Annotated in this window: 18 protein-coding genes; 9 read left to right on the top strand and 9 right to left on the bottom strand. The window is 55.1% G+C overall.

The window, feature by feature from the left end:
* Nucleotides 1-166 precede the first annotated feature (166 nt).
* Nucleotides 167-778 (top strand): hypothetical protein, encoded by a 612-nt coding sequence (locus V4U88_RS16435; protein WP_334074324.1) that lies wholly within the window; start codon nt 167-169, stop codon nt 776-778.
* Nucleotides 768-1,052: a GNAT family N-acetyltransferase gene (locus V4U88_RS16430; RefSeq protein ID WP_334074323.1), complete on the top strand. Its 285-nt coding sequence runs from the start codon at nt 768-770 to the stop codon at nt 1,050-1,052. The genes V4U88_RS16435 and V4U88_RS16430 overlap by 11 nt, the downstream gene beginning before the upstream one ends.
* On the opposite strand, the gene V4U88_RS16425 is transcribed toward V4U88_RS16430, so the two are convergent.
* From V4U88_RS16425 to V4U88_RS16405, 5 genes are all read right to left on the bottom strand, one after another.
* Nucleotides 1,013-2,338 (bottom strand): MFS transporter, encoded by a 1,326-nt coding sequence (locus V4U88_RS16425; protein ID WP_334074322.1) that lies wholly within the window; start codon nt 2,336-2,338, stop codon nt 1,013-1,015. The two genes, V4U88_RS16430 and V4U88_RS16425, sit on opposite strands and share 40 nt — an antisense overlap.
* 24 nt (nt 2,339-2,362) lie before the next feature.
* Nucleotides 2,363-3,271 (bottom strand): polysaccharide deacetylase family protein, encoded by a 909-nt coding sequence (locus V4U88_RS16420; protein WP_334074321.1) that lies wholly within the window; start codon nt 3,269-3,271, stop codon nt 2,363-2,365.
* A gap of 122 nt (nt 3,272-3,393) precedes the next feature.
* A complete protein-coding gene (locus V4U88_RS16415; RefSeq protein ID WP_334074320.1) occupies nt 3,394-4,392 on the bottom strand; it encodes a glycosyltransferase in 999 nt (332 codons plus the stop codon).
* 20 nt (nt 4,393-4,412) lie between these two features.
* A complete protein-coding gene (locus V4U88_RS16410) occupies nt 4,413-5,435 on the bottom strand; it encodes a phosphotransferase (RefSeq protein ID WP_334074319.1) in 1,023 nt (340 codons plus the stop codon).
* A gap of 167 nt (nt 5,436-5,602) precedes the next feature.
* The gene (locus V4U88_RS16405) at nt 5,603-8,695 is read right to left on the bottom strand and encodes a copper amine oxidase N-terminal domain-containing protein (RefSeq protein WP_334074318.1); all 3,093 of its coding nucleotides are present in this window, start codon (nt 8,693-8,695) and stop codon (nt 5,603-5,605) included.
* Between the two features lie 217 nt (nt 8,696-8,912).
* Here V4U88_RS16405 and V4U88_RS16400 point away from each other — a divergent pair, with 217 nt between their 5' ends.
* Entirely contained in the window at nt 8,913-9,329 is a 417-nt protein-coding gene (locus tag V4U88_RS16400) for a hypothetical protein (RefSeq protein WP_334074317.1), read from the top strand.
* 324 nt (nt 9,330-9,653) lie between these two features.
* Here V4U88_RS16400 and V4U88_RS16395 read toward each other — a convergent pair whose 3' ends face one another.
* Nucleotides 9,654-11,573, bottom strand: a complete 1,920-nt coding sequence (locus tag V4U88_RS16395; RefSeq protein WP_334074316.1) for an LTA synthase family protein — start codon at nt 11,571-11,573, stop codon at nt 9,654-9,656.
* Between the two features lie 43 nt (nt 11,574-11,616).
* Nucleotides 11,617-12,633, bottom strand: coding sequence for a LacI family DNA-binding transcriptional regulator (locus V4U88_RS16390; RefSeq protein ID WP_334074315.1), 1,017 nt, complete (start codon nt 12,631-12,633; stop codon nt 11,617-11,619).
* A gap of 175 nt (nt 12,634-12,808) precedes the next feature.
* Here V4U88_RS16390 and V4U88_RS16385 point away from each other — a divergent pair, with 175 nt between their 5' ends.
* Complete coding sequence (locus V4U88_RS16385; protein ID WP_334074314.1) at nt 12,809-12,940, top strand: hypothetical protein; 132 nt, start codon at nt 12,809-12,811, stop codon at nt 12,938-12,940.
* 713 nt (nt 12,941-13,653) lie between these two features.
* Here the strand turns inward: V4U88_RS16385 and V4U88_RS16380 are convergent.
* Complete coding sequence (locus tag V4U88_RS16380) at nt 13,654-16,278, bottom strand: beta-mannosidase (protein ID WP_334074313.1); 2,625 nt, start codon at nt 16,276-16,278, stop codon at nt 13,654-13,656.
* Nucleotides 16,279-16,548: 270 nt separating this feature from the next.
* Between V4U88_RS16380 and V4U88_RS16375 the strand changes: the two genes are divergently transcribed.
* From V4U88_RS16375 to V4U88_RS16355, 5 genes are all read left to right on the top strand, one after another.
* Nucleotides 16,549-17,850: an ABC transporter substrate-binding protein gene (locus V4U88_RS16375; RefSeq protein ID WP_334074312.1), complete on the top strand. Its 1,302-nt coding sequence runs from the start codon at nt 16,549-16,551 to the stop codon at nt 17,848-17,850.
* Nucleotides 17,851-17,952: 102 nt separating this feature from the next.
* A complete protein-coding gene (locus V4U88_RS16370; RefSeq protein WP_334074311.1) occupies nt 17,953-18,849 on the top strand; it encodes a carbohydrate ABC transporter permease in 897 nt (298 codons plus the stop codon).
* Nucleotides 18,846-19,679, top strand: a complete 834-nt coding sequence (locus V4U88_RS16365) for a carbohydrate ABC transporter permease (protein WP_334074310.1) — start codon at nt 18,846-18,848, stop codon at nt 19,677-19,679. Before V4U88_RS16370 ends, V4U88_RS16365 begins: the two co-directional genes overlap by 4 nt.
* 107 nt (nt 19,680-19,786) lie before the next feature.
* A complete protein-coding gene (locus V4U88_RS16360; RefSeq protein WP_334074309.1) occupies nt 19,787-21,547 on the top strand; it encodes a cache domain-containing sensor histidine kinase in 1,761 nt (586 codons plus the stop codon).
* 13 nt (nt 21,548-21,560) lie between these two features.
* A complete protein-coding gene (locus V4U88_RS16355) occupies nt 21,561-23,216 on the top strand; it encodes a response regulator (protein ID WP_334074308.1) in 1,656 nt (551 codons plus the stop codon).
* Nucleotides 23,217-23,915: 699 nt separating this feature from the next.
* Here the strand turns inward: V4U88_RS16355 and V4U88_RS16350 are convergent.
* Nucleotides 23,916-25,427, bottom strand: coding sequence for an alpha-glucosidase/alpha-galactosidase (locus V4U88_RS16350; RefSeq protein ID WP_334074307.1), 1,512 nt, complete (start codon nt 25,425-25,427; stop codon nt 23,916-23,918).
* Between the last annotated feature and the right edge of the window lie 78 nt (nt 25,428-25,505).

The following is a 25,505-nucleotide window of genomic DNA, read 5'->3' as shown; positions in this document are numbered from 1 at the left end:
CGCGAGGTCTAGTCTGGGCGATCTACATACGTTAATAAAAACAGGCACCTGCGGCTCACCCGCAGACGCCTGTTTTTGTGTTTTGTGATAAATATTGGTGTGCAGAAACGGCCTTTTATTTATGATCAATTCTTAACTATAGCTTTATTCAAAGGAGGAAAGACGGATGTACCTATTGAACGTGGAGGAATATGACAAGGTGCTGGAGCCGCTTCGCCAGGTCCCTTTCAATACGTTGTTTGCCCAGTCCGTGGTCTTGAGAAAAATAAAGGGGGCGATTTATGTAGATCATTTAAGCTCCCCGTCAGCCTTTTACATCATCCACCCCTACGGTATGTCGCTGCTCTGCGGAAGCACGGATCATCTTCCTTTTCTCCAGGCGCTGAAAAATTACCTGATCGACTCGGAACATATCCGGAGGCATCCGGAATGGCTCCAGGTATTTCCTGACGGCTGGAACCGCTTTATCAGGAATCTAATCAACTCGGAGGCTTCCGCCCAGCAAGAAGGTTCCGGTTCCGGTTTCGATTCCGGTTTCGGCAACCTTTCGGACCGGGACGGATTCAGACCTATTCGGGAAAACACGCGAGTCAACTTCACCTTCGACCGTAAAGCCTTCGAAGCAACCGGTCCAACTTCTCCTAAACGATTCGACATCGTGCCTACATCCGCAGCTATATTTCGAGATGTTAAACGGCACGGTCAGCCCGAAGCATTACTGGAACGACGCGGAACACTTCCTCTCCGAAGGAATCGGCTTCAGCCTCATGCAGAATGACGAGCCGGTTTCGACCGCATTCTCCGCCTTCCGCATCGGCCGTCAAATGGAAATTGGCATAGAAACCCTGGAGCACGCCCGGGGGAAGGGGTATGCGATTGGCGTATGCCGAGCTTTGATCACATACTGCATCGAAAACGGCCTTGAGCCGGTCTGGTCCTGCCGAAGAGAAAATGAAGCTTCCTATACCCTGGCCCAAAATCTCGGATTCGTGCCGTCGATTCATTTACCTTATTACAGGCTGGACGTTTTTTTGCCGATCGGATACGCATAAAAGAAACAAAACGCCAGGAGCAAGGCGGCAGCAGGAATACCGCCCAGCATCCATTGGATGCCCGTCACGGCGGAAGGGGGCTGCACGGGAGAATCGGCCCGGTATCCCGTCATTTCAAGAACCATGCCCATCACAGCCGCCTGCAGCGAAACGCCCCATCGTACAATGAACCCGTTCATGCCGAAATACATGCCTTCGCGGCGAAAACCGGTTTTTCGTTCGTCCGCGTCGATCACTTCCGACAGCATCACATCGAGCAGTACCATCAACCCGGCCAGCCCGATCCCGACCGCCGCCGCGGTGATGATCGCCGCGGTGCCGCCGTGGATGAAGCCAAACGGCAGCAAAGCGGCCAGGTAGCAGAGAACCGCAGCCAGCGCCCCGCGTCGGGGGCCAAACCTTTCGGTGATCCTTCCCCAGAGGAACACAAAAGGGATCGCCGTCACAAAAATAGCGCCAAGCAGCAGCGTGTTGAAGCTTTCTTCCCGGACCAGCACATATTTTGTGAAGAACGGAATCCCCGCCGGGAGCAGCACAAACGTAAACTGTACCAGGAAGCTGCCAAGCACGTACATGACGAAGGCCCGGTTGCCCAGCGTATGCTTGACGGCCTCCATTAACCGAAAGGCGCTTTGAGCCGCCCGGGGATTTTCGCGGCTGCCCCAGAGCGACAGCACAAAGAATAAGACGGCGACCGCTCCAAAGATCATGCCCATGGCCTCCCAGCCAAGCAGCGGATAGAGCAGGGGCGGAACCGCCACGCCGACGATCATGCCGACGATGCCCAGCATCTGCCTCCATGAGGAAACGTAGGCCCGGTCGCGGATGCTCTGATACATTTCCGGAAACAGCGCGGAGTAGTTCAGCACCACCATAACGAACAAAATATCGTAAAGGAACACCATGGCGACGAAGTAGAGAAACGTCCACGCCGGATCGGACGGCGGCTTCCAGAGCAAGGCGAACACCGCACAGAGCGGGAGAAGACCGAAGGCAATGTACGGAATCCGCCGGCCGAAGCGGGTTCGGGTTCGATCGGACAGATGTCCGATCAGGGGGTTCAGCACCGCTCCCAGGATGCCGTGGCCGATCATCGCCAGACTGATCCAGGCCGGGCGGACGCCGAGCGTATCGACGTAATAATAAACCAGATAGGTCGCAAAAGCCTGGGCGATCAGGTTGACCGATAAATTGCCCGAGCTGTAGGCCGCCTTTCTGAACAGCGGCTTCCTTACGCGGCTTGCAGCCGAATTCATATCCGTACCCGTGACCGGTTTCCTTTCCACTCCAGTTCCCCCCGTTTTCGGTTATTACGCCTGCCGCTGCAGCTTTTGCAGTTCCTTCCACGAGATCAGCGCAATCCCCTCCCGACTCAACGTTTCCTTAATCTCGGGGTCGCGGAACAAATCGAAATCCCACTGCCTTTTTTCCCATTCTCCGTGGATGGCCCGCAATTCTTCATTCGCCAGGGCCGGGTGCAGGATAATTTCGGAAACTCCCGGTTTGAGCGTGCGGAGTACACCGATCATTTCTTTTTTGTAAGACTCGTACGTCTCCCCGGGCTGTTTGCCGAAAGAAAGTCCGATCAGTTGGTCCAGGATGACGATGCCCATCCGGTCTGCCATATCGGCAACCTGCTCCGCCAACTCCTCCGCCTTCGCCGCTATGCGCTCGATCCCCGGCAGCGAGCGCGGCAGACGGAAGGGAAGCCCGTAATCCCGGCATATTTCTAAAACGATATCCAGAAAACCCCGGCCGGTGGCGAGGCCGTACAAGCTTCCCATGTGATTGTCGAGGTGCGTGGGCTCTACGCCCAGGGAGCGGGCCATTTCAATCTGGCTGACGATCTCCCGGCGGATCTGTTCCGGGTCGGCCTGACGCTCGAAAGCGGCGCAATCCGCCGGGAAAAATCCCTCCTCCGTGACGATACTGCCCACCTCTCCCCCACGGGTTACCGGCCCCCATTTATACCCCTGCCACTCGCTGGTGAATGTCAAATGCACCCCGATCGAGAAGGCGGGATCCGGGTAAGCCGCACACCACCGCGCCGCGTCTCTCGCCCATCCGCACGGAACCATCAGCGTCGAGGAAGTGATTGCCCCCTCCTCCAATAGCTGCTTGATCGCTGTATTTTCCGCGTGACACATCCCGAAATCGTCGGCGTTCACGATCAGCAGCCTGGTCCCGGCCGCATAGCCCAATTTTTGCTCAAGTGTCATGTCCTGTCCCTTCGCTTTCGCCGCAATCGGCGCTTTAATAAAACGCTTACATTTGTGATCGGAAAAGAACGCCGATAAGCGCATAACATATCTTATGTGCCATCCTTTCCCTTATTTCCTGCTTAGCGCAGCCACCGGTCGAAAAAGTCCCGGTACCCTTGTTTCATGACCGTAGCGGAAAAACGGGAAAACGCGTAATCCCGATTATCCGTCGACGTCCTCAAGGGGGAGGCCGCAGCCATATTCACCAGTTCGAACCAGTTCTTCTCATTTCCCGCAAAAGCGTGCCGGGAGCTGATATGATCATAGCAAGGATGCTCCGGCTTCACGACGATTTTCCCCATCGCCAGCGCTTCGGTCAGCGGCATCGCAAACGTGTCGAACTTCGAGCAGCTCCAGTAGACTTTAGCCGAATTCATCAGCTCGAACACTTCGTCCTGACTCAATGCAAAACGCAGCCGGACGTTGGAGGGAATCTCATATTTCTGCATGCTTTCCTTGTAGCGCATCCCTCCGAACACCATGAACACTTCTTTGTCCGGATTTTGCCGCGCGTATTCCAGGACCAGATCCGGGCGCCGGTTTTCCTCGTCCCTGCCGATCCAGAGAATGCGATTCTCCACCACGGCGTCCGGCCGGTAGTGCTTGGCCGCCAGTTCCTCGCTGAACCCGATCGGAATGACATCCACCTCGTTAACCCCGAAAACCGTACCCATCTGCCGCTTCAAAAACTCCGTCTGCACGATAGCCTTGTCCACGATGCTGTAGAACGGCTTCATCATTTCGTACCCGGTCAGCGCCGGGTCGGGAAAACTGTGGGGAAACAGGACGCTTTTGGGCAGGAACAGATTGAGGAATGTGAAGCCTGACACCGTGTAAATCACATGCTCGATGCCCTCGGCGTAAATTTGATCCAGCACGATATCGTAGTTGACGAGATCGCCTTTTTCGTGCTCATAACCCGGAATCCAGTCGTGGCCGCTGACATGCCGCTCGGGCGAAATAAAAATGATCTCAACGCCGAGCTCCTTGGCGATATTCCGGAGCCGTTCCGCAAATACGCGGGGGCCTTGGGCTTCGGAAAACTGGATTTTCCGCATGACTAATCCGACCTTTTTCATTCTATCGATCGTCCTTCCGTTTAAATATCTCCACCTACGACCCGGCGGCGGCCGGACGGTTCCTTCACATCGCCGCCGTCAAGGGAAAGCCGGTCCAGGCAACCGGACAAATTCGCCAGGGTTTCCGCCCATTGTGCGAGCAAGCGACCCTTGGGCCACACGCTGTCTCCCCGCTCCAAATCACCATTAATCAACAGCAGCATCCACAGGGAAAACAGCGCGGCATACCGGCAGTATCCCTGGATAAATTCTTCCCCGTCCCACTTCCGTCCATGGTAAACGGACTGCTTGATGTAGTAATCGAGCAGCTTCTCGCGCTCGGATCTGCGGAGTCTCTTCGGGAACATGGGGTGTGACATGTCGATCAGATGGTACAAATCCCAAAACGGACTATTCAAGTGCGCATGCTCCCAGTCCAAAATATACAGCCGGCCATTCGCCCCCTTGGCGTAATTCCCCAAGTGCAAGTCGCCGTGCGAGAGCACCCGAAACGTCGAAAGAAAGGTGCCCTCCGTAAAGCCGTAGATGAGTTTGTCCAGGACGGCGGGATCAAGGCTAAGACCGGCCTCTTTCAAGAGGAGGACCATCTCTTCCCGCCTCGAACCCATCTCGGCCGCAATCTGTTCGATCGGCGGTTTCGGACCGCTGCTGCCCAGCCCCCGCCAGTGCGTCTCGGGAAAAGCATGCCACCAGGCCATCCGCTTCACTACTTCCAGAGCAAGCTCCAGCCGGAACTCATGCCGCAGCGGGCCCAGATCCTCGAAAATCGACCAGCCGGCCTCACCGGCCCCCTCCTCCGAGGAAGCCAGCAGCCGAGGATAGATCGGCGGGAACGAATCCAGCACGTGCCGGTAGATCCAGGCTTCCCGCTCCGGATTTTTCCCATTCGTCAGCGCCTTAAAGATATAGCCCGGCCCCGTCTTCTCCGGATAAAACCGCTCCACATATCTTCCGTTCATCCCTTGATAAAGCGGCTCTCTCCGCCAAACCTTCTCCCCGTCCAGAGTTCCGTCCGCCCGGACATATTCGCTCCATTGCACCATGGATTTACCTCGAATTTTAATTAGTTTGTATAAGCGTACAAAACGATCCCAAGGATTGTCAAATGAATGTAAAAGCTATCGTCTCACCGTGTACTCTTCGGACATCTTCGCATTATCAAAAAAAGCGGCCCCGTAACCGGGGCCGCTCATTTGCCGTGCTATTTGTTTTAAGGTGCCGGGGTTACCTTAGTGGCCCCCAAATTGCCCGACAAGGTCGGAGTTCCCTTTGCCGCATCGGCTGGAACGGAAAGCACATAAATATCATAGGCGTTTCTCGTCGTATCCAGCGCAGTTCCCGAGATATCGTTGCTCAAAGCGGTCTGAGGGCTGCCCTTTTCCACACGAACACCGCTCGATTTCAAAGCAGTGCCGGCATTCAGCGGTGTGCCGGACGGAACGGCAAAGACCACATAGTAAGCGATATTCGCCGTATTCCCCGGTTCCGCGAAGCTGACGGCAACGTCACTCGCCGCTCTTACCACGGACAAGGCATTCGGCACCTGCGGAACCGGAACAGGGGCCGCCGCGTTCAATTTAACCTGATTGGAAGCGGCCGACAAGGCGTTGGACGATGCGGAGCCGGATCTGGCAACCGACAGGACGAACACCTGATAGGTTGTGTTCGCGTTGATCGGCGTGCCGTAAACATCATTCGCGCCCTGTACCGGATAGCCCGTCACGTTACGGCCGTTCGGAGCCAGCGAGGTGTAATTGCCCGGAACCGTCACATTGTTCGCGGCCCGCAGATCGAAGCCGCCGGCCTGGGCCGATGGGACAACCAGAATCCGGTATTCGGCGATTTTGTTTTCATTCGCCGCCTTGGTGAAGCTGACTTTGATGTCGCTGGCCGTACCGGTGCTGTTGGCCGTTTCCGCTACGGCGGACAAGCCGCTCACCCCTTGCGCGTTCGAGCTGTCGGAGAGCGTAATTTCTCCGTTTTGCGAAGAGAGCGCGTTGTTGCCACCGTAGTTGTTGTTACTTACCGAAAGCACATAGACGCGGTAAGAAACTCCGTTACGGATCGCATCGCCATCCACATCCGACATCCAGGCCGTCAGGGGCACATCAAGAACCCGGCCCGCTTTATTCACCTGCGTATAACGGCCGCTCGACACATCATTCGCATCAGAGAGATCGAAACGCCCGGCCTTCGACGCCTTCACCACAAACACCCGATAGTGGCCGATATTCGACTCATCGCTCGCGCGGTTGAAGTTCACCCGCATATCCCGGGCATCGCCATAGTCGCTCACATCATTCACAGTGATGCCGGATACGGCTCCCACGCTGTAGTTGTTCCCGAGCGTAACCGCCGAAGATTCGCGGGACAGCGTATTGGTGCCGGAGTAGCTGCCGCGGCCTACGGACAGAACGAATACGCGATAGCTCACCCCGTTTTGAATGCGGTCGCCGTCGGTATCTCTTGCTCCGGAAGACAGGACCGAATTAAAATTCGAGCCCGGGTAAGCCAACGTATAGTTGCTGCTGGAAACCGCATTGGCCTTGGACAGCGTAAAGCTTCCGGCCTTGGACGATTTCACGACCATGATGCGGTATTGGCTGATGTTCGACTCGTCGGAGGCCCGGGTGTAGGAAACCAGCAGGTCCCGTCCGTCGTTATTGTCATTGACGTCGCTCACGGACAGATTGGATACGGTGCCGACGCTGTAGTTGTTCAGCAGCTTAACGGTGTTCGATGCCGCCGACAAAGCGTTGCTGCCCGCGTTGGTGCCGCTGCCGACCGCCATAACGTAGACGCGGTAGTCAACGCCGGTGCGGATCAAGTCACCGTCGATATCCCGCGCGGATGACGACAGACTTGGGTTCTGGTTATAACCGGTCTTGCTTACCGATGTGTAATTCGAACTGGAAACTCCATTGGCCCGAGCAAGGTCAAAGTTCCAGTTGCTGCTGTTCTTGACGACAAAAATCCGGTAGCCCGAGATTCTGGATTCATCCGAAACCTTCGTGAAGCTGACCCGCAAGTCGCGGCCATCGCCGTGATCGTACAGATCCTCGACCTTCGTAATAACCGGAGCCGCCACGCTCCCCGTTCCCAGTACGAATGACGACGAACCGGAAGACAGCTTGTCGGAAAGCGAGCCGGTGTTGCTGACCGACAAGACGAACGCGGTATAAGAGATTCCGTTGCGGATCAGATCGCCGGAGCTGTCCCGCGCTGAGGAAGACAGCGTGCCGCTGAGCGTTCGGTTGCTTGTCGAAGTCTTGTTGACTGTCGTATAAGACTGGCTGGACAGCCCATTCGCCGTCGACAGGTTGAAGTTGCCCGCATCCTTGGTTTTTACGATATAAATCCGATAATTAGAAATATTGCTCTCATTTTGCGGCCGGGTGAAGCTTACGCTTAAATCACGGCCGTCCCCGTAGTCGCTAATATCCGTTGCGCTCACATTTGTGGCCGCATCTGCAGATTCGCCGGTACCCAACGTGATTCTGCCGGATTCGCCGGAAAGCGCACTGCCGGCGTTTCCTTTACCTACCGCCAAAACAAAGGCCACATAGGACTGATTGTTTTGGATCGTTGCCCCATCCACATCACGCGCCCCGGAGGAGAGCGTTACGGAAGGGTCGGTACCGTTCGGCCGCAGCGTCATGTAATTGCTGGACGAAACCCGCTGGGCGTCGTTCTGGGTAAATCTCGACGCATTTGCCGCCTTCACGATCAAAATGCGGTAATGGTCAACCATGGATTCGGTGGAGGAGCGCGAGAAGCTGACTTCCAAATCGCGTCCGTCCCCCGCATTGCCTACATCACGCAAGGTTACGTAGGATACCGGGCTCAGCGTGTCCGGCTCGGGATTTTCGTATCCTCCGCTCGTTACGATCGAAACGACTCTGGAACTGGAGTTCCAGTCCACCTGTTCGCCGAGGGCTTCACTGATAAACCGGACCGGAACCATCGTTCTTCCTTTAATGGCCTGCGCCGGAACGTCGAGCGTTACTTTCTCGTTGTTGATCGTTGCCGTTTTGGATTTCATCTTCAGCACAACGGTTGTGCCGTTCTTGCTGGCCGTCACGGTTTGGGTCCACTTATTCCAGTCTACCGACGCGTCCAGCGCTTCAAAAATCGCCCGAAGCGGCAGCAAAACACGACCCTTTACCGACACTGGCGCCTGATCGGTCGCCAGGCGTGAACCGTTAATTGTAATGGAAATAGCCCTCGCCGCATTTGCCGTGTTTAACGGCAGCGTCGGAACGAGCAATGCAGCCGCCAAGAGCGTTGCCCAGATTTTCTTCACAGTTTCATCCCTCCGTCAAATGAAAAGCTTTCATGTTACTGACTATATGACGCAACAACCCCCGCAAAAGTTTCTGTCTTTTTTATATCGCCATAAAAATACCCGGTTAGCTATCTAACGAATCTGGGTAATTATGAAACGGAAAGGAATTTCAAACGTAGTAAATTTGGATAAAGATTTGCTGCATAAACCTTTAAGCGGGAAAGGAATTTAATTCATGAATATAAAACATTTTGTCATTGTAGGCACGATCGCCTGCGTCATAACCATCGTTCCCGGAAACTCCGGCCACCTCTCCAAAAATCAAGGCCAAGCCGCGGCTTACACCAAACTGACCGATTGCGGCAAACCCGGCCAAGCGGATGAAGATGGACTGCTGGCCGCGCTTGGCTTGCCCACGGAGCATGAGCTGTACGACGCCCTGCTGGAGGGGCAGTCGCTGACGGAGGTGGCCGCCGGCAGCCAAGCGGATCCCGAAGCCATCATTCGGCTTCAGACCGAGCAATTGCAGAGGCAGTTGACGGAGCGGTTTACCCGGGGACAGCTGAGCAAAACCGCCTACCTGGAGCAAATGAAGGAAGTCCCGGAACTCATTCGGGCCAGTGCGGAGCAGTCTTATCGAATATTGGGATGATGAAAAGAAGCGGCCCCCTTAAACTATTGTTTAAGGGGGCCTTTTTTTGACGCTATATGACGCTATATAGGTTGAAGTAAATTGTAATATAAAGTCCCACCGTCGGAGTCTACACATTAACGGGAAAACCTCCCGTTAATGTATCGCGCTTGCCTCTTGGATCGGATTTAGCTGGAAAAGCTCCATCTATTTCGCGGCCCTATTGCCGATATACACAATTTCAGGCGAATTAGCGGGAGGTTCTCCAGCTAATTCGCCTCTGCAGCCGCATACGCACCAAATTAACGGGAAGAATTCCCTTTAATTCGAGCCAAACTATGCGGTTTAATGCCGTTTCGGCAGCAGTTTCACATATTCATCCGACAATTTCATCAGTTGGGTCACGTAATCGTAATCACGGCGGTAAGGAGAAATATCGCTCACCGGCTCCAATGTTTTCAGCGACACGGCGGTTCCGTCCTCAAACCCCTGGCCGGGCACAAACATGACCTCATCGTTGAAAAAGGAACCGGTCGGCAGGTAGTAGCGCATTCCGACTACATTCTGGTCGATATTGAGCAGGTCCTGTCCGAGCGCGGTGAACTTCTCGTCCTTCAGAGACACGCCGAGAAGATTGGCTATCGTCGGCATCATATCCACCTGTCCGCCGGTTACGTCGGAAACGATGCCCCCCGGCTGACCGGGAACATGGACGATAAACGGAATATTAAACCGGCTGATCTCGTCGTCGTAAGGAATACCTAGCTTCTCCCGGATTTCCGCGGCTCCGGTTTCTTTCGGCTGAACCCCGAAATGGTCGCCATAGGCCGCCAGCATCGTATGATCCCACATGCCGGCTTCCTTCAACTGCCGGATCAATTGGCCGATCGCATAATCCGTGTAATTCAACGCGGTTAGATAGTTGCCCAGATTCGTGCTTTTCAGGGAATCCGGCAGCTGGATCTTTACCTTGTCCTCCGGAACGACGAATGGCGAGTGGCTGGAGGTCGTCACAAACTGTGCATAGAACGGCTTGCCCTGATTCTTAAGCTCGGTCAGCTTTTCCATGCCCACCCGGTACATCTCCTCGTCGGAGGCCCCGAAGTCATTGAAATGATCGTTCTCATAAAACGGCTTGTCGTAATACTTGTCAAAATTCAAAGCCGGATACAGGTGATTGCGATCCCAAAATGTTACATCATTAATATGGAACGTGTTGGCAACGTACCCATGACGCTGCAGTAAACGCGGCAGACTCGGCAGTTCCCGGTTTCCGAACCCCTTGGACATAGCGACGGCCGCAGTGGGATAGATCGATGTATTGGACATAAACTCCGCATCCGAGGTGTTGCCGGGCCCGATCTGTTGGAACACTTTCGGAAAGTAAAAGCCTTCCTTAATCAGTGAGTTCAGCACAGGAGTAACTTCCTGTCCGTTTACTTTCAACCCGATCGCGAAATTCTGAAAAGATTCCATTTGGATGACGATCAAGTTCATCCCTTGAGCCTTCCCGAAATAAGCGGGCTGACCGGTCGCCCCGGCAGCCGGCCGGTAAGGGTAGCCGGCCTGAAGGCTTTGGATTTTGCCGATCGTCTCCTCGATATTGCCTTCGGCGATCATACGCTCCTCTGCGTAGTTGCGGAGGGCGACGTCCGCCTGGAAGTTCAAAAATCCTACCGTTTCGGCACGAACGAGCTCATTGTCGATCTTCTCGCCGGCGCGGACGGAAAGGGCGGATCCGCCCATCCCCAAGATCAGAATACCGATCATCGCCGCCTTCCACGGCCATCCGCTCCTAACCGGTCCGGCCGGACTGCTGCGGAAACGGAGCGTGCGGCTTCCGGCGTATTTGCGGATGCGCCGGACCACCGCCACGATCGCAAGCAGCGCAAAATCGGCAAAGAACAGGAAATGCTCGGGACGAATCAGCGCATTGACGCTGGCCCGCACCTGCGGCACCTGGTTCAGTTCGCTGAGCACCGCATAGGTCGGAACCGTGCCGAAGTGGGCAAAATACAAGGTCGCGGCAAAAAGCATAAAGGAGTAAACAAAGTTAAAGCTCCAGTAAACCGGACTCTTTTTGGACAAAGGAAAGAACAGCAGATCAACCAGTCCCAGCAGCATAAGCATCGACAATGCCTCTAACGGCAGCCCTTTCCAATGGAAGCCTTCGTAGAAGAAAAAGCGCATCAGACCAATTTTGAACAGCAATAGAATAAAAATCAGTATAAATTTGCCCGGATTTGAAGACAGGCGATTTCTCATGATTCCAATCATCTCTTCTCTATAACATAGTAAATCCGAAAAACTAGACGGATTCTTCGGGACAAGGCCCGCAGGATCCACGAATGATCAGCTCGGTAGGCACTACCCGCTCCGGCGGCGGCGCGTCGGGCATACGGATCATACGGTCCAGGTACTCGATCGCCTCGCGGCCGATCGTTTGCAGATCCTGCCGTACCGTCGTCAGCGGAGGTTGTGTATACCGCGAGATTTCGATATCGTCGAAGCCGATAACCGACAGGTCGCCGGGAATGGACAGCCCGGCCTCCGCCGCGGCTTCCATCACCCCTGTGGCGCTTATGTCCGAGCTGCAGATGATCGCCGTCGGCGGCTCGTCTTGGCGGAGAAACCGCCGCATGGCGGTATATCCGCCTTCTTTTGTAAAATCGCCGTCATAGACATCCTCCGGCCGGTAAGACAGCCCGGCCTCCTCCATTCCCCGGCGATATCCCTCCATGCGCAGCCGCCCGATAAAAGAATCGGGCTGACCGGCCACGAAGGCGATCCGGCGGTGACGGAGCCCCGCCAAATAGCGGACCGCCCTCTGGATGCTGCCGACATTGTCGGACGTGATGTATCCCGTTCGGGAGCCACGCATGTCCAGGTCGATAAAGATCGTCGGAATTTCCGACTCCAGCAGTTCCGCAAAATTCAGATCATCGCGCTGAAATCCGAAAACCAGCGCTCCGTCCACGTTCCGGCTGCGGCAATGACGGAGCGGGCTATATTCCGGGTCCCAAGCGATCTGCGCCAGATAGATCAGGTCGTAACCCGACTCCTTCAGCGACTCTTCCAATCCGGCCAACAGTTGCACAAAAAAGGGATTGGACAATCCGGTCGTCAAAAATAAGCCCAACGTTCGGGAACTTCCCTTCACGAGCCCCCGCGCCGTGGAGTTCGGAACGAATTTTTCCTTGCGAATGACCTCAAGTACCCGTTCCCGGGTTTCCGTACTTATATGTGGATAATTATTTATCACCTTGGAAACGGTCGAAACCGAAACCCCGGCGGCTTTTGCGATATCGCGAATATTTCGTACCATAGCTCACCTTGTTTTTCAGACGATTTTTGTCTATTCAAGAATGATACTCTGTTTCCTTAAGGGTTGCAATCTTGTGGCCGGGCACTTCCCTCCGTCGGGCCGATTAACTCCCTGCATTTGGAATGTATATTATGGTAGAATTTAGGTAGAAAAGTAAAATGTGGGGAGAATAATTATGGAAAATCACGAGGTCGATAAAGCACGGGAAGTGAAGGAACTCAGAAGCCGCCTGGATGCGGTGGAACAACAGCTTGCGCAAAAGACGAAATACAATTGCCGGGAGCGGTCAAATTTGGAATCGCGTTAATTGCGGGCCTCTTTCTTCTATTCCTTTTAGTGGGAGTCTTTCTGTTTATATCGGAATGGTAAGAGATTGTATGCGGGCGGGAATGCCGCCAGCTGTAAGGCCATTTTAGGCCATTTTAGATGCAGGCAATAAGGGCGTTATGCGGCGCTATTTTGTCGAATTCGGCCAGGCGGTGTGATATAGCAGCTTTTTGAGGTCCTATTTTTTGGAAAATCCATTTGCGTTGCATTAACCCTGACACCTGATTACAACGGAGCTTGATGCCTTAATCGACTTTAAAAACCTTCGCAAAAAAACAAGGTTCTGCAGTCAGGAAGCCTAACGGCCGTCAGAGCCGTTATTTTGCGATTGAATCGCGTTTTGAGATTTTAACGGTCGTGTGGGCCGTTATTTACCTTCATTTCGACCAAACCAGCCATGCTTATATGAAATAGGGGCTGTGGCGGCCGTTAGAATTTGGAGTCAGCGTAAACCGGGCAAATAACGGCTGTGGCGACCGTTAGAATGGTTTAGAGGTGGAGACGACGACCTGGGTTCGCCACGTTGCTTGCCGAAGCGGCGGATAGGCCCCAAACGGGCAGTACCAGGGAAGGTTTGATGCAACGTCAGTGCCTCAAAGGGCATTATTTGCCATGCAACAAAAAGAGCCGCCCCGTCGCGGCGTTCCTTTCACCGACGACGAGGCGGCCTGGCTCCCTCAAGTGAGCCGCCGTTTATTGCACGGTATAATCCCGCATCGAACTTACGCTTAGCGCCCCGGGCGACCCCGATACGAAAGCTTCGCTCCCCAAACCGCCGCGTCGGCGGAACTCCACGGTCACCGGCCGGCCGGGAATCAGGTCGAAGAAGTTGTCCGAGAAGAAGCCTTCCTCCTCGGCATGAAGCCAGACCTGTCTGGCCAGAGCGTCCGTGCTCAGCGTAAACGCGCTGCCGCCGCTGCCCCGCACTTCTTCCACGGTCACCGAGGCCTCGGGCAGCTCGATGTCCCGGAAGGAGGCAAAATAGTGATGCCGGCTGGCCAGCACCACACGCTCTCCGGCGGCCTCCTGCTCAACGGTCGCCAGCAGCACCACGCCGCGCGGGTCATGCCCGTTCAGCAGTTCTCCGGCTGGAGCTGTGTAGACCACCTCCGCGGCGTCCGCCGGAAGCGCGACTTCATGCGTACGTTCTCCGAGAGAACGGCCGCCGAAGTCGAACAGTTCCAGGCGAAGCCGGGCATGAAGCGGCTCCCTCCGGTCGGAGACGAGGTGGACCGTCACTACGCCCTTGCCTGCGTCCGCGGCCGTATTCGTGTCCGGACCCACGCCCTTGCCTTCCCCTGCTTCCCTGCCTTCGACACCCCCGTCGATCGACAACATGACCTCGCTGAAGCTGCGGCGCACGACATACTGAAGCGCCTTCCAGCGGCCGTAGTAGTCCATGCTTGCCCAGGAGGCGACGGGCCAGCAGTCGTTCATTTGCCAATACAGCGTGCCCATGCAATAAGGCTTGTTTCTGCGATGCGCCTCGATCGCAATTTGAATCGCATCCGCCTGCAGCACCTGGCTCATGTACAGAAACGCTTTGAAATCCCGCGGGCGGGGCAGATAATGATCCATGTAACCCTTGATCAGCTGGTTACCCCGGCCGTTCTTTTGGTGGGCAAGCATCACTTCGGATTCGAGCTCCAACTGGTCTTCCGTCGCGTACTTCAGCACGGAGGACAGCTCGGGAAACGACTGGAAACCGTATTCGCTCATGAAGCGGCCGACGCGTTCGTTATAATTGGAGAACGGCTCAACGGCATGCCATACGCCCCAGTAGTGAACGTCTCCCTCACCGGTGACCTTCGTAGCGTGCTGATGCTCATCTCCGGTCAGTTCGCGCAGCGGTGAGGACGGCCAGTAGGCGATACCGCCGCCCCACCGCTCCACGGCTTCCGGGAGAATCCGGTGGAAAATCGCTTCATAATCCGCCCAGATCTTCGTCCGCTGCTCCGTTGTGTAATCCTTTTTCCAACCCCAGCCGCCATTCTCGTCAAAATGAGCCCAGGCGGAGTCGATTTCGTTATTCCCGCACCACAGTGCGATACAAGGATGATTGCGCAGACGCTTCACATTGTATTCCGCCTCCGCGGCGACGCTGTTCAGGAAGGCGTCGTCTCCGGGATACATGCTGCAGGCAAACATGAAGTCCTGCCAAACGAGCAGGCCGTATTCGTCGCAAAGCTCGTAGAACACATCCTCCTCGTAAATTCCGCCGCCCCAAACGCGCAGCATGTTCATGTTCGACTCGGCCGCCGAGGCGATCTCGTGACGGTACCGCTCCGCCGTGACCTCCGGCGAGAAGCTGTCGTTCGGGATATGGTTGGCGCCCTTGATAAAGACCGGTACGCCGTTCAGTTCAAACAGGAATGAGATCCCCGCGTCATCCCGCCGGCGGACCAGCCGGATGTCCCGCAGCCCCGTTGTTACCCGCCGGCTGGAGACCGTTTCCCCGCCTTCGCGCAAACTCGCGGTAAACTCATACCGGTACGGTTCACCCAGTCCCCGGCACCACCACAGCTTGGGCTCCGCCAGCTCGGCAGCCAACTCCAGCGTCTGGCGGCCCGGCGTCAAGGCGACCTCTTGTGTCCAAGTCTGCCCGTCCGCGGCGACTTCCAGCGTTCCCCGCCATGCCGCATCGCTTTCGATCTCCACCACGGCCGTCAGCTTCGCTTCCTCGGGGCTCACCTTATCCTGCCGAATAAAAAGGTCGGTCAACCGCGGCCCCGACCAGCCGTTCAGCCGAACCTCCCGCCAAATCCCGCTGGTTACGAAGCGCGGGCCCCAATCCCATCCGTAATGATATGGAGCTTTGCGGGCAAAAATACTGACTTTCCGGTCCCCCAAGCCGCCCAGCTCGGATTGATCGTTCGTCGCGGGCAGCGGATAGCCCAGCTTGTCCAGCTTGGGCAAATCTTCCGCGATCGGAGAACGGAAACGGACCCGGAGGGTATTTTCACCAGGCAGGACAAACTCTCCAATCTCCAGGCTCCAAGCCCGGAACATATTGTCCGTGGGCAAGACATGGCGGCCGTTCACATAAATATCGGCATACGTATCCAAGCCGTCAAACACAAGCTCGATATGACGACAGCGTTTCCATTCTTCCGTTAGGGTAAACGAGGTCTGATATTCCCAATCCTTCTTATCGATCCACTGCAACTCGTGTTCATTCGTTCCATAAAACGGGTCGGAGATTACCCCGGTTCGCAGCAGATCGCTGTGTACCGTTCCCGGAACCCGCGCTTCATTCCATTCCGATTCGTCGCAAGCTTTAAAGCGCCATTCGTTCAACACCTTATGTCGATTGGTCATAAGCCCTCCATCTTTCTCTTTGATATAATCCCATTATCCCTATTTCATTTTAAATATCAATATATTTGTTAGCATTTTGTTAGTAATAGTTATTTATCAAAACAAGAACTCATTTTCAGAATATTTGCTGTAATGTAACATGAAAGCTTTCCTGTATAATAAGACAATTCAAGACAACAAATAATAACTGAGTGCATTTAAGAACCATAACAATTAGTATAAAATAAACCTGTAAGCGCTAACAAATACCATAAATAAGGGGCGATCCAAGTGAAAAGAAGTTTTCTGCTCACATTTTTGATGGTCTTTGCCGTCTCCGCGATCCTGGCGGGCTGCGGCGGCAACGGCGGCAACGCCAAAACGGGAAATGCCGGCGGCACCGATACGGCCAATTCCGGAGGAACGGGCGGGGATAAACTGAGCGGCACAGTCACCTTCCTGACCAACCGTACGGATATGATCGGCAAAGAGTACGATGAATATGTCAAGCGCTTTAACGAGAAATATCCCGACATTAAGATCGAATTCGAAGCCAGCCAAACGGACTATAACCAGCAAGCCAAAGTCCGCATGGCCAGCGGCGAGCTTCCGGACCTGATGTTCGTTCCGGACATTCCGAACTCCGACCTGCCGAAATATTTTGCCACGCTCGACGATATCCAGTTCAGCAGCGAGCTGACCTTCAAGGATTTCAAATCGTATGAAGGCAAGCTGTACGGCATTACCACCGGCAACTCGACTTCCGGGATCGTTTACAACAAAAAAGCGTTTGCCGATGCCGGCATCACTGAAACGCCAAAAACCTGGGACGAATTCCTGGCTGCTTGCGAAAAGCTGAAGCAGAAAGGCGTCGTTCCGCTCGCCTCCAACTTCAAAGACAAATGGCCGCTCGGCAGCTGGGTTTTTGACATGCCGCGGATTATTGAAAACAACAAGAGCTTCCCTAACGAGAGAATCAATATGGAGGAGCCGTTCTCCATGGACAACGGCTACGGCAAGGCTATGACCCTGCTGAAGACGCTGGCGGACAAGAACTATCTGGAAAAAGACATCAACTCCACCAACTGGGAACAATCCAAAAAAGACTTGGCCAGCGGCAAAATAGGCATGTACTTCCTGGGCAACTGGGTCATTAATCAAGTCATCGGCGTGGGTGCCGAAGCGGATAACATCGGCTTCTTCCCGCTTCCTTTTGACAACTCGGGAGAATTGAGAGCAGCGCTCAGCCCGGACTTCTTCTATGCCGTCAACAAAAACAGCAAAAACCTCGAAGCAACCAAGACGTTCCTCAAGTGGATGATCGAAGAATCCGGTTACGAAGACTTTGCGGGCTTCATTTCGCCACTGAAAGGACGGGAATCCAAATTGCCGCAGCTGGCTGAATTCCAGGCTACCGGCGTGGAACTCCAAGAGGGCCAACCGGATGATCCGAAAGTCATCGAGATTTCCAACAAGGCGCAAATCGATTTGCCTGCCATCGCTCAGGAATTCGTGCTCGCCAAGGATCCTCAATCCGTTCTGGACAAATGGAACAAAGCTTGGGCCAAAGCCAAAAAAGATCTGGGCTACTAATATAGAAGCCTAAAACCGGCAAAATGGGTTATCCGCCAGAGATAATCCATTTTGCTTTCAAAATTGTCATTCATCTGAAGTGCGGAAAGAAGGGATAAAGGCATGTTCGGAACATTATCTTACAAAAAACAAAAAACGCTGATCATATTCTCCTTCCTGCTCATCCCGGTGGCCTTGCTGCTGTTGTTCACCTATTATCCGGCCGCCAAGCTGGTGTATTTCAGCTTTACCAATTGGGACGGCTACAGCCCGGAGAAACCTTGGGTCGGTCTTGACAATTACAAGGAGGTTTTCTCCAACCCGGATATTTTCGGTGTTTTTGCCCATAACTTTGCCTATTTTGTAATGGGTCTGATCCAGAATGTTATCGCGATTTATTTCGCTGTGATTTTGAACAGCCGGCTGCGGGGCAAAAATATTTTCCGCCTGCTGCTGTTCCTCCCGTATATTATGAACGGCGTAGCCGTTGCCTTTATGTTCGGTTACGTGTTCGACACTACGCAGGGATCGTTGAACCTGTTTCTGAACAGCCTGGGGCTGACCGGCTTGGGCGAAACCAGCTGGCTGGGCACCGAAGGCCTTGTCAACTACTCCCTGGCCTCCACCGGATTGTGGCGGTTTATGGGGTATAACATGGTCATATATATCGCATCACTGCAGGCGATTCCAAGTGATATTTATGAGGCGGCCAAAATCGACGGCGCCAATGCCTGGCAGACGTTCTGGCGCATGACGCTGCCCAACATGAAGCCGGTCATTCAGTTGAACCTGTTCCTGACCGTAACGGGCGCGCTCGAAGTATTCGACCTTCCGTTCGTTCTCACCAAGGGCGGTCCCGCCGGCGCGAGCCAAACTTATGTACAGCGCGTCGTGGAGACAGCTTTTGCCTACAACAACTATGGCCTGGCATCGGCGATGAGTATTATCCTGCTCTTCTTCGTTGTAGCGGTCGTGGCAATTCAGCAATTCGTGCTTAGCAGAGGAGGCGGCAGCAAATGAATTCCAAAAAATCTTCGTTCATCGGCGCCCTGAAATACCTGACCCTGCTCATAGGGGTGTTCGTTGTGCTCTTCCCTCCTTACGTGGTTATCGTGAACTCTTTTAAAGCGGATGAGGAATTCAACACGGCCAGTACGATGGCCTTGCCGAAAAGCTTCTTCAATTTTGAAAACTTCAAGGTTGTCTTTGAGCGCGGGGGGCTCCTGAGCGGGTTCGGAAATACGCTGATCATTATGGCCGTGGCGCTGATCTTCAACATCCTGTTCGGGACGATGGTCGCCTACGTTCTGGGACGCTTCGATTTTCGCATGAAAAAAGCGGTTTTCGGCGCCTATCTGTTCGCTACCGTCATCCCGGCCATTACCACCCAGGTGGCCACCTTCGGCATCATCAAATCGCTGGGGCTGTACAACACGCTGGGAGCGCCCATTATTTTGTACATCGGAGCCGACGTCATCCAGATTATTCTGTATCTGCAATTCATCCGTAATATTCCGTTCGATCTCGACGAAAACGCCATGGTGGAAGGGGCCTCGCTGTTCCGGATTTATCGGTCGGTCATCTTTCCGCTGCTGACGCCGGCGACGTCCACACTGATCATTCTGAAGTCCATCAGTATCTATAACGATATGTATACGCCATATCTCTACATGCCGAAGCAGAGCCTCGGGGTCGTAACTACGGTGCTAATGCGTTTTCAAGGCATCAACATTGCCAACTGGAACCTGATCAGCGCGGCGATTCTGTTGATCTTGCTGCCGACGGTTATCCTGTACTTTTTCCTGCAAAAATATATCTTTGAAGGCGTTGCCAGCGGTGCGGTAAAATAAAAGAAATTCCGTCAACACGAACAAGGGGTCCCATCATGAAGAGAATCCGCCATTTATTCCGAACATGCTGGATGTTTTTCGCCAACCTGTCAATGCAGAAAAAGCTTGTGGTCATTTTCATTTTCCTGATTTCCCTGCCGATCACTTATGTCAGCTATGCTTCCTACCGTGCCAACTCCAGCGTAGTGTTGACCAGTGCCACGACCTCGGCGGGGCAATTGACCGACAATGCGATGGACAAAGTCGATAGGTATATTGCGGACCTCAAACGTTATACTATACTGCCGCTCTATAACAAAGACGTTCAAAAATATCTGGACCAAAAGGGCACCGATTGGGACAAAAGCTCGGCCGTCAACATGTTCCTCATGTATCTGACCAACACTAAAGAGGAAATATCCGCGGTTTATATGACGGACCACTACGATTCGATTTTCTACTATAACAAACCGGGATTGGATCAGCTCTATCCCCAGGAAAGGCTGGCCGAATGGCGTGAACGGACGCGGGAAGCGGGGCTGGCCCCCGCCCTGACGGGGACGCGCTCCATTCGGGTCAACGGATCCGCGCATCGCCAGGTGTTCACCGTGATGCGCTCCATCCAGTCGGTAAGTACGCTTCAAGACATCGGAATCATTGCCATCGACGTGGATATCAGTCTGTTCAAGGAAATCATTACCCCCCTTAACGATGTGACTCACGGGAATGCCCTGATCGTGGATGAACGGGGGCGCGTCGTATATAACGAGAACCAGGGTGAACTGGGGAAGGATTTAACGGGGAGTCCGCTTTTAGCCCAGGCGACAGGGACCAAGGGAAGCTTTCGCCTTGAAATCGAAGGCAAACCTTATATGGCGGTGTATACGGTCTCCGGCCAAACCGGATGGAAAACCATCGTATCCATTCCGCTGGAAGAACTGCTCGCACCGATGAAGCAATCCCGCAACACCATGCTGATTATGGCGCTATCCATTATCGGATTCGCCCTGCTGGTCGCCATCATCATTTCGTACGCGCTGACCAAGCCGCTGAAGCGGACGGTGCAGCTCATGAAGCAAGTGCAGCGCGGCAAGCTGGACGTATTCGTCAATGTCAAATACAATGATGAGATCGGCATGCTGGGCAGCCATTTCAACCGGATGATCGGACGAATCCGGGACCTGCTTCAGGAAGTGTACGAAACGGAAAAAAGCAAACAAAAGGCGGATATGCTGGCCCTGCAAAACCAGATTAACCCGCATTTTATATATAACACGCTGGAATCCATCCGCATGCTGGCCGAGCTGAACGATGACGATCAGGTGGCCGAGCTGACCTACCTGTTGGGTCAGCTTCTTCGCTACAGCATAACCCGCAGCGATGAGATCGTCACGGTTCATCAGGAGCTTGAACATGTCGAGAATTACCTCAAACTGCTGCAAATCCGGTTTCCGGGCAAGATCAGCTACCGCTTCAGCGTCCCCGAAGCCTACATGTATTTGCCGCTGATCAAGCTCGTTTTTCAGCCGGTTGTCGAGAACGCCATGTTTCACGGCCTGGAAAAACAGGAGGAAGCCGGCACCATCACGATCCGGGGCTGGGCCCAGAACGAGGATGTCCTGTTTTCGGTACAGGATGACGGCGTAGGCATGAGCGAGGAACGGCTCGCTTCGCTGAACGAAAGCCTGAGCGACGGTAAAATCGACAAATTTGGCATCGGATTGCGCAATGTCAATGAACGTTTGCGTTTGTATTACGGGGAAAGCTCCAGTATGATCGTGGACAGCAGGCCCGGCGAAGGAACGACCGTCACGCTGCGGATCGCCGGACTTCTCGGGAACGGTCCGACGACGACGCTGGAGCTGACGAGCCCATGGGCACAGGAGTAAAGGAGGGATTGTCATGCTTCGTATCGCCATCGTCGACGATGAAACTTCCATTCGCGAAGGGCTGGGGAAAATCATCCGCCGGGAAAGCGAACAATACGAGGTCATCGGCACGTTTTCCAATGGACAGGAAGCGTTGGAATTCGCCAGAGCGGAACAGCTCGATGTCGTAATTACCGATATACGCATGCCGTTGATGGACGGACTGGAGTTGATCAAGGAGATCAAGGCGGTGAAGCCGGAGACCCGCTGCATTATTATGAGCGGGTTTACGGACTTTGAATATGCCAGGCAGGCCCTGCGGTATTCCGCGGTGGATTATTTGCTTAAGCCGATCAACAAAAAGCAACTGCTCGAGCTGCTTCAAAAACTGGACGAGGACAAAGCGGTCCGGCTCGGCAAAAACCTGCAGCTCCGCTCGGGTCTCCTGATTTCCTATATGAAAAGCTCCCCTTCCCTCTGCCCGAAGCTCCCGGAATTGGCGCTGCCCCTGCCCTTTTTTGCGGTCATCGTGATCAAGGGCAGCGATATGGATGCGCTTCGCTCCAGCGTCGGGCTTATGCAGCGCCAGCCGCAGCACCTGTTCGACGCCGTCGACACCGGGGAACAGCTGATTACGCTGGTCAGCTACTACGCCGCTCCGCCGCAGGCAGAGGATACGGCCCGGCTGACCGGCGCGCTGCGGCAGTTCCCCCACCCCGGCGTCGTCCTGGTTGGAGTCAGCCGGGGCTACAGCGACCCCGCCCGGCTCGGAGAGGCGTTCGCCGAGGCGAAGCTGGCCTGCGAGCGGGGGATGTACCGCGAGCAGGCCTGGAGCTGCGAGACTTTCGGCGAGGAGAAGGCGGAGTTGAGCGAGGGGGCTGCGGCCGCCGGGCTTTTGGCCGCGGTCCGCGAAGCGTTGACCCCGCCGATCCAGGTGCTGAACGCGCAGGAAACGCTCCACACGGTGGAGCGGCAGCTGGACGAACTCCGGCAGGTCCGGGCCTCCCGGATCGTGCTCCTGCAATACTGCCGGATCGTGCTCGAGACGGCTGAGGCCGAACTGCCCGAATGGCGCAAAGCTTTCGGGCACGCCGCAACAGGCCCGGCGGCCGAGGCTGGGGAGGACCCGGTCTCCGGGCCTGGGCCTGGCTCCGCATCGGCGTCGGCCGTTTCGGCAACCGCTGCCTCCGAAGACCGGGCAGTCCCGGCAGACTCGGCAGCGGCGGGAACGCCGGAGGTCCTGGAACGGTATCTGGAGGCCACCCTTAAGTTCGGCGAATTCAGAAAGCTCTTGACCGGCACGCTTGGCCGAACGCTACAGAACATTCGCGAGGGACGGCTGGCGCAGGGCGGCAAATCGGTCGAGATCGTGAAAAAGTGGATCGAAGAGCATTACGGCGAGCCGGCCGAGCTCAGCAGCCTGGCAGGCATGGTTTACCTGACGCCGACCTATTTGAGCAAGCTGTTCAAACAGGAGACCGGCATGACCATCACCGACTATTTGATCGAGGTCCGGATCAAAAAGGCGAAAAAATTGCTGGCCGACGCCTCCAAACTCAAAATCCATGAAGTCGGTAACGAGGTCGGTTATCCAGATCCGGCTTATTTCAACAAGCTGTTCAAGCGGATTGTCGGCGTCACGCCCAATGAATACAAGCGAATCAGCCAAACCCACACCTCCCCCTCCTGACGGGAGGTGTGTCTTTTTCAAGAAAATAACGGATTTTTAGACCGCCATTTCAGGGCCCTATTTTTATTGAACCGCCTGGCTTCATATAAAGCCCCGAAAGGAACTGGCGTTTAAAGCCCCGAAAGGAACTGGCGTTGCATTAACCCGCGGAGGTCTAACGGCTTAGCAGCCTCCCTTTGAAGCCGGGCAGGTGATTAAGGGCCTTTTGCGCCGCTATTTTCTCGAATTCGGCTCACCGGTGTGAAATAGATGTCCTTTAGGTCTTATTTTTGGAAAAAGCGGGCCAAAACCTGATTTCGAGACCCGCGACAGAGCAATAAGGCCCTTTTTGACCGCTATAATTCCCCCGGAGCCGAATCAGGCCGAAATAGCGCCCCAAAAGTCCATTATCTCATCAAGCCCCCTCGCCAGAACGTGCCCTCCGTGTCATGCGTACCCGCCGTGCCAAAAAGATGCGAAAATGCAGGAATTTCGGAAGATTAAGACGCCTCACAATTAAAAAGATGCAAATCTGCAGGCATTTTCCGCATCTTATCTGACCCGGGGAGATTTCGGCGAAAATTCCTGCAGATTTGCAGGAATTTGAAAGTATCCGCCTCTATGCCCAAAAGTTCCTGCAGATTTGCAGGAATTTCTTCGAAAAACCAAGGGACGCCCTCCCCCATCCGGCCAGCGGATGGCGGGGGCGCCCCTTTTGTGCTAGTTCGCGCCGGCGGAGGCGCGATCCTTGCCTTTGTCCGCTTCGCGGGCGTTCTTGTTCGCCGCTTCGCGGTCTTCCATCATCTCCGCTACGCTCTTGACCGCCAGGCGGGCCGCTCCCGCATAGCCCTCCCGGGTCGGCAGCCGCTTCCCTTCGGCCCGGCGGCGCTTCGCCTCCGCAATCGCCGCCGCGTACTGCGGCAGCCAGGCTTTCTGGGCGATCAGCATGTCGTCGACCATCTGCCAAATCTCCGGCGGATTGCAGACCGCGCCGACCAGCGGGTCCATCATGAACGCCTGGCGCAGCAGCCGGTCGTCGCCATGGACGGCCGCTTCCACCGCCAGGCGCTGCACGGAGATGCTGGCGCTGCACACCGCGGCCGGGCCGAGCGGCAGGGGGCCGACATGCGGCATGGAAATGCCGTTGCCGTCAACGTAGCCCGGCGCTTCAATGACCGCGTCATCCGGCAGATTGGCGATGATGCCGCGGTTGACGACATTGAAATGGCCGCGGTACACCCGGCCCGTCTCCAGGCCCTCGATAATGTAGGAGCCATGCTCCTCGCTCCGCTCCTCCGCCTTGTAGGCCAGGGCCGGCTCTTTCATCCAGTTCGGGAAATCCGTCTCGAACCAGTTGCGCCCTTCCGTACACACCCGCAGGTAGCCGCCGGTCTCGCCGTTGATCCAGTTGCCGAGATCAATCCACTCCTTAATCTCCTCCGGCCGTTTGCGATACCAGGGAACGTACTCGCTCAAATGGCCGTTGGATTCCGTGCTGTAGTAACCGAACCGGCGGAGCATATCGATCCGCACCTTCTCCGTCCTGGAAAAGTCCGGATGCCGCTCAAACGCCTCCAGGAGTTGGCCCGTCAAGTCCTCCCCGTTGTGCTTGATCCCGATATACCAGGTCTGATGGTTGATCCCCGCGCAAATGATGTCGACTTCTTCCTTGGTGAGGCCGAAAGCTTCGGCAATCTGATGGTGACCGCCCTGCACGCCGTGGCAGAGCCCGACCGTCCGCACGCCGCCGTACTGGTTGCAGGCCCAGGTCAGCATCGCCATCGGGTTGGCGTAATTCAGCAGCAGCGCATCCGGCGCGGCCACTTCCCGGATATCCCGGCAAATGTTCAGCATCTCGGCGATCCCCCGCTGCCCGTACATAATGCCTCCGGCACAAAGGGTGTCGCCGACACATTGATCCACGCCGTATTGCAGCGGAATATCGACGTCCGTCGCGAATGCCTCCAGCCCGCCGACGCGGATGGTGCAGATGACGTATTTCGCATTCTTCAACGCTTCGCGGCGGTCCAGCGAAGCCCGGATCGTGATCGGCAATCCGTTCTCCCGGATATCCCTTTGACACAGCTCCGTCACCATTCGCAAATTAGATTCACTGATGTCAGTAAAAGCAACCTCAATATTCCGAAACTCCGGCACGGCCAGCAGGTCGCGAAGCAATCCTCTTGTAAATCCAATGCTCCCTGCCCCAATAAACGCCACTTTAAACGACATGTCCATGACCTCCCCAAGCTTAAAATCTGCTTCCGGATCCCGCAGCTTCCGGGATCTCTTATCACCACCCATTTTAGC

This window comes from Paenibacillus sp. A14, from assembly GCF_036864815.1.
In the GTDB taxonomy this organism is placed as follows: Bacteria; Bacillota; Bacilli; order Paenibacillales; family Paenibacillaceae; genus Fontibacillus; species Fontibacillus sanfengchensis.
The sequence above is the reverse complement of the archived record's forward strand: the minus strand, read 5'-3'. Positions and strand labels throughout refer to the sequence as shown.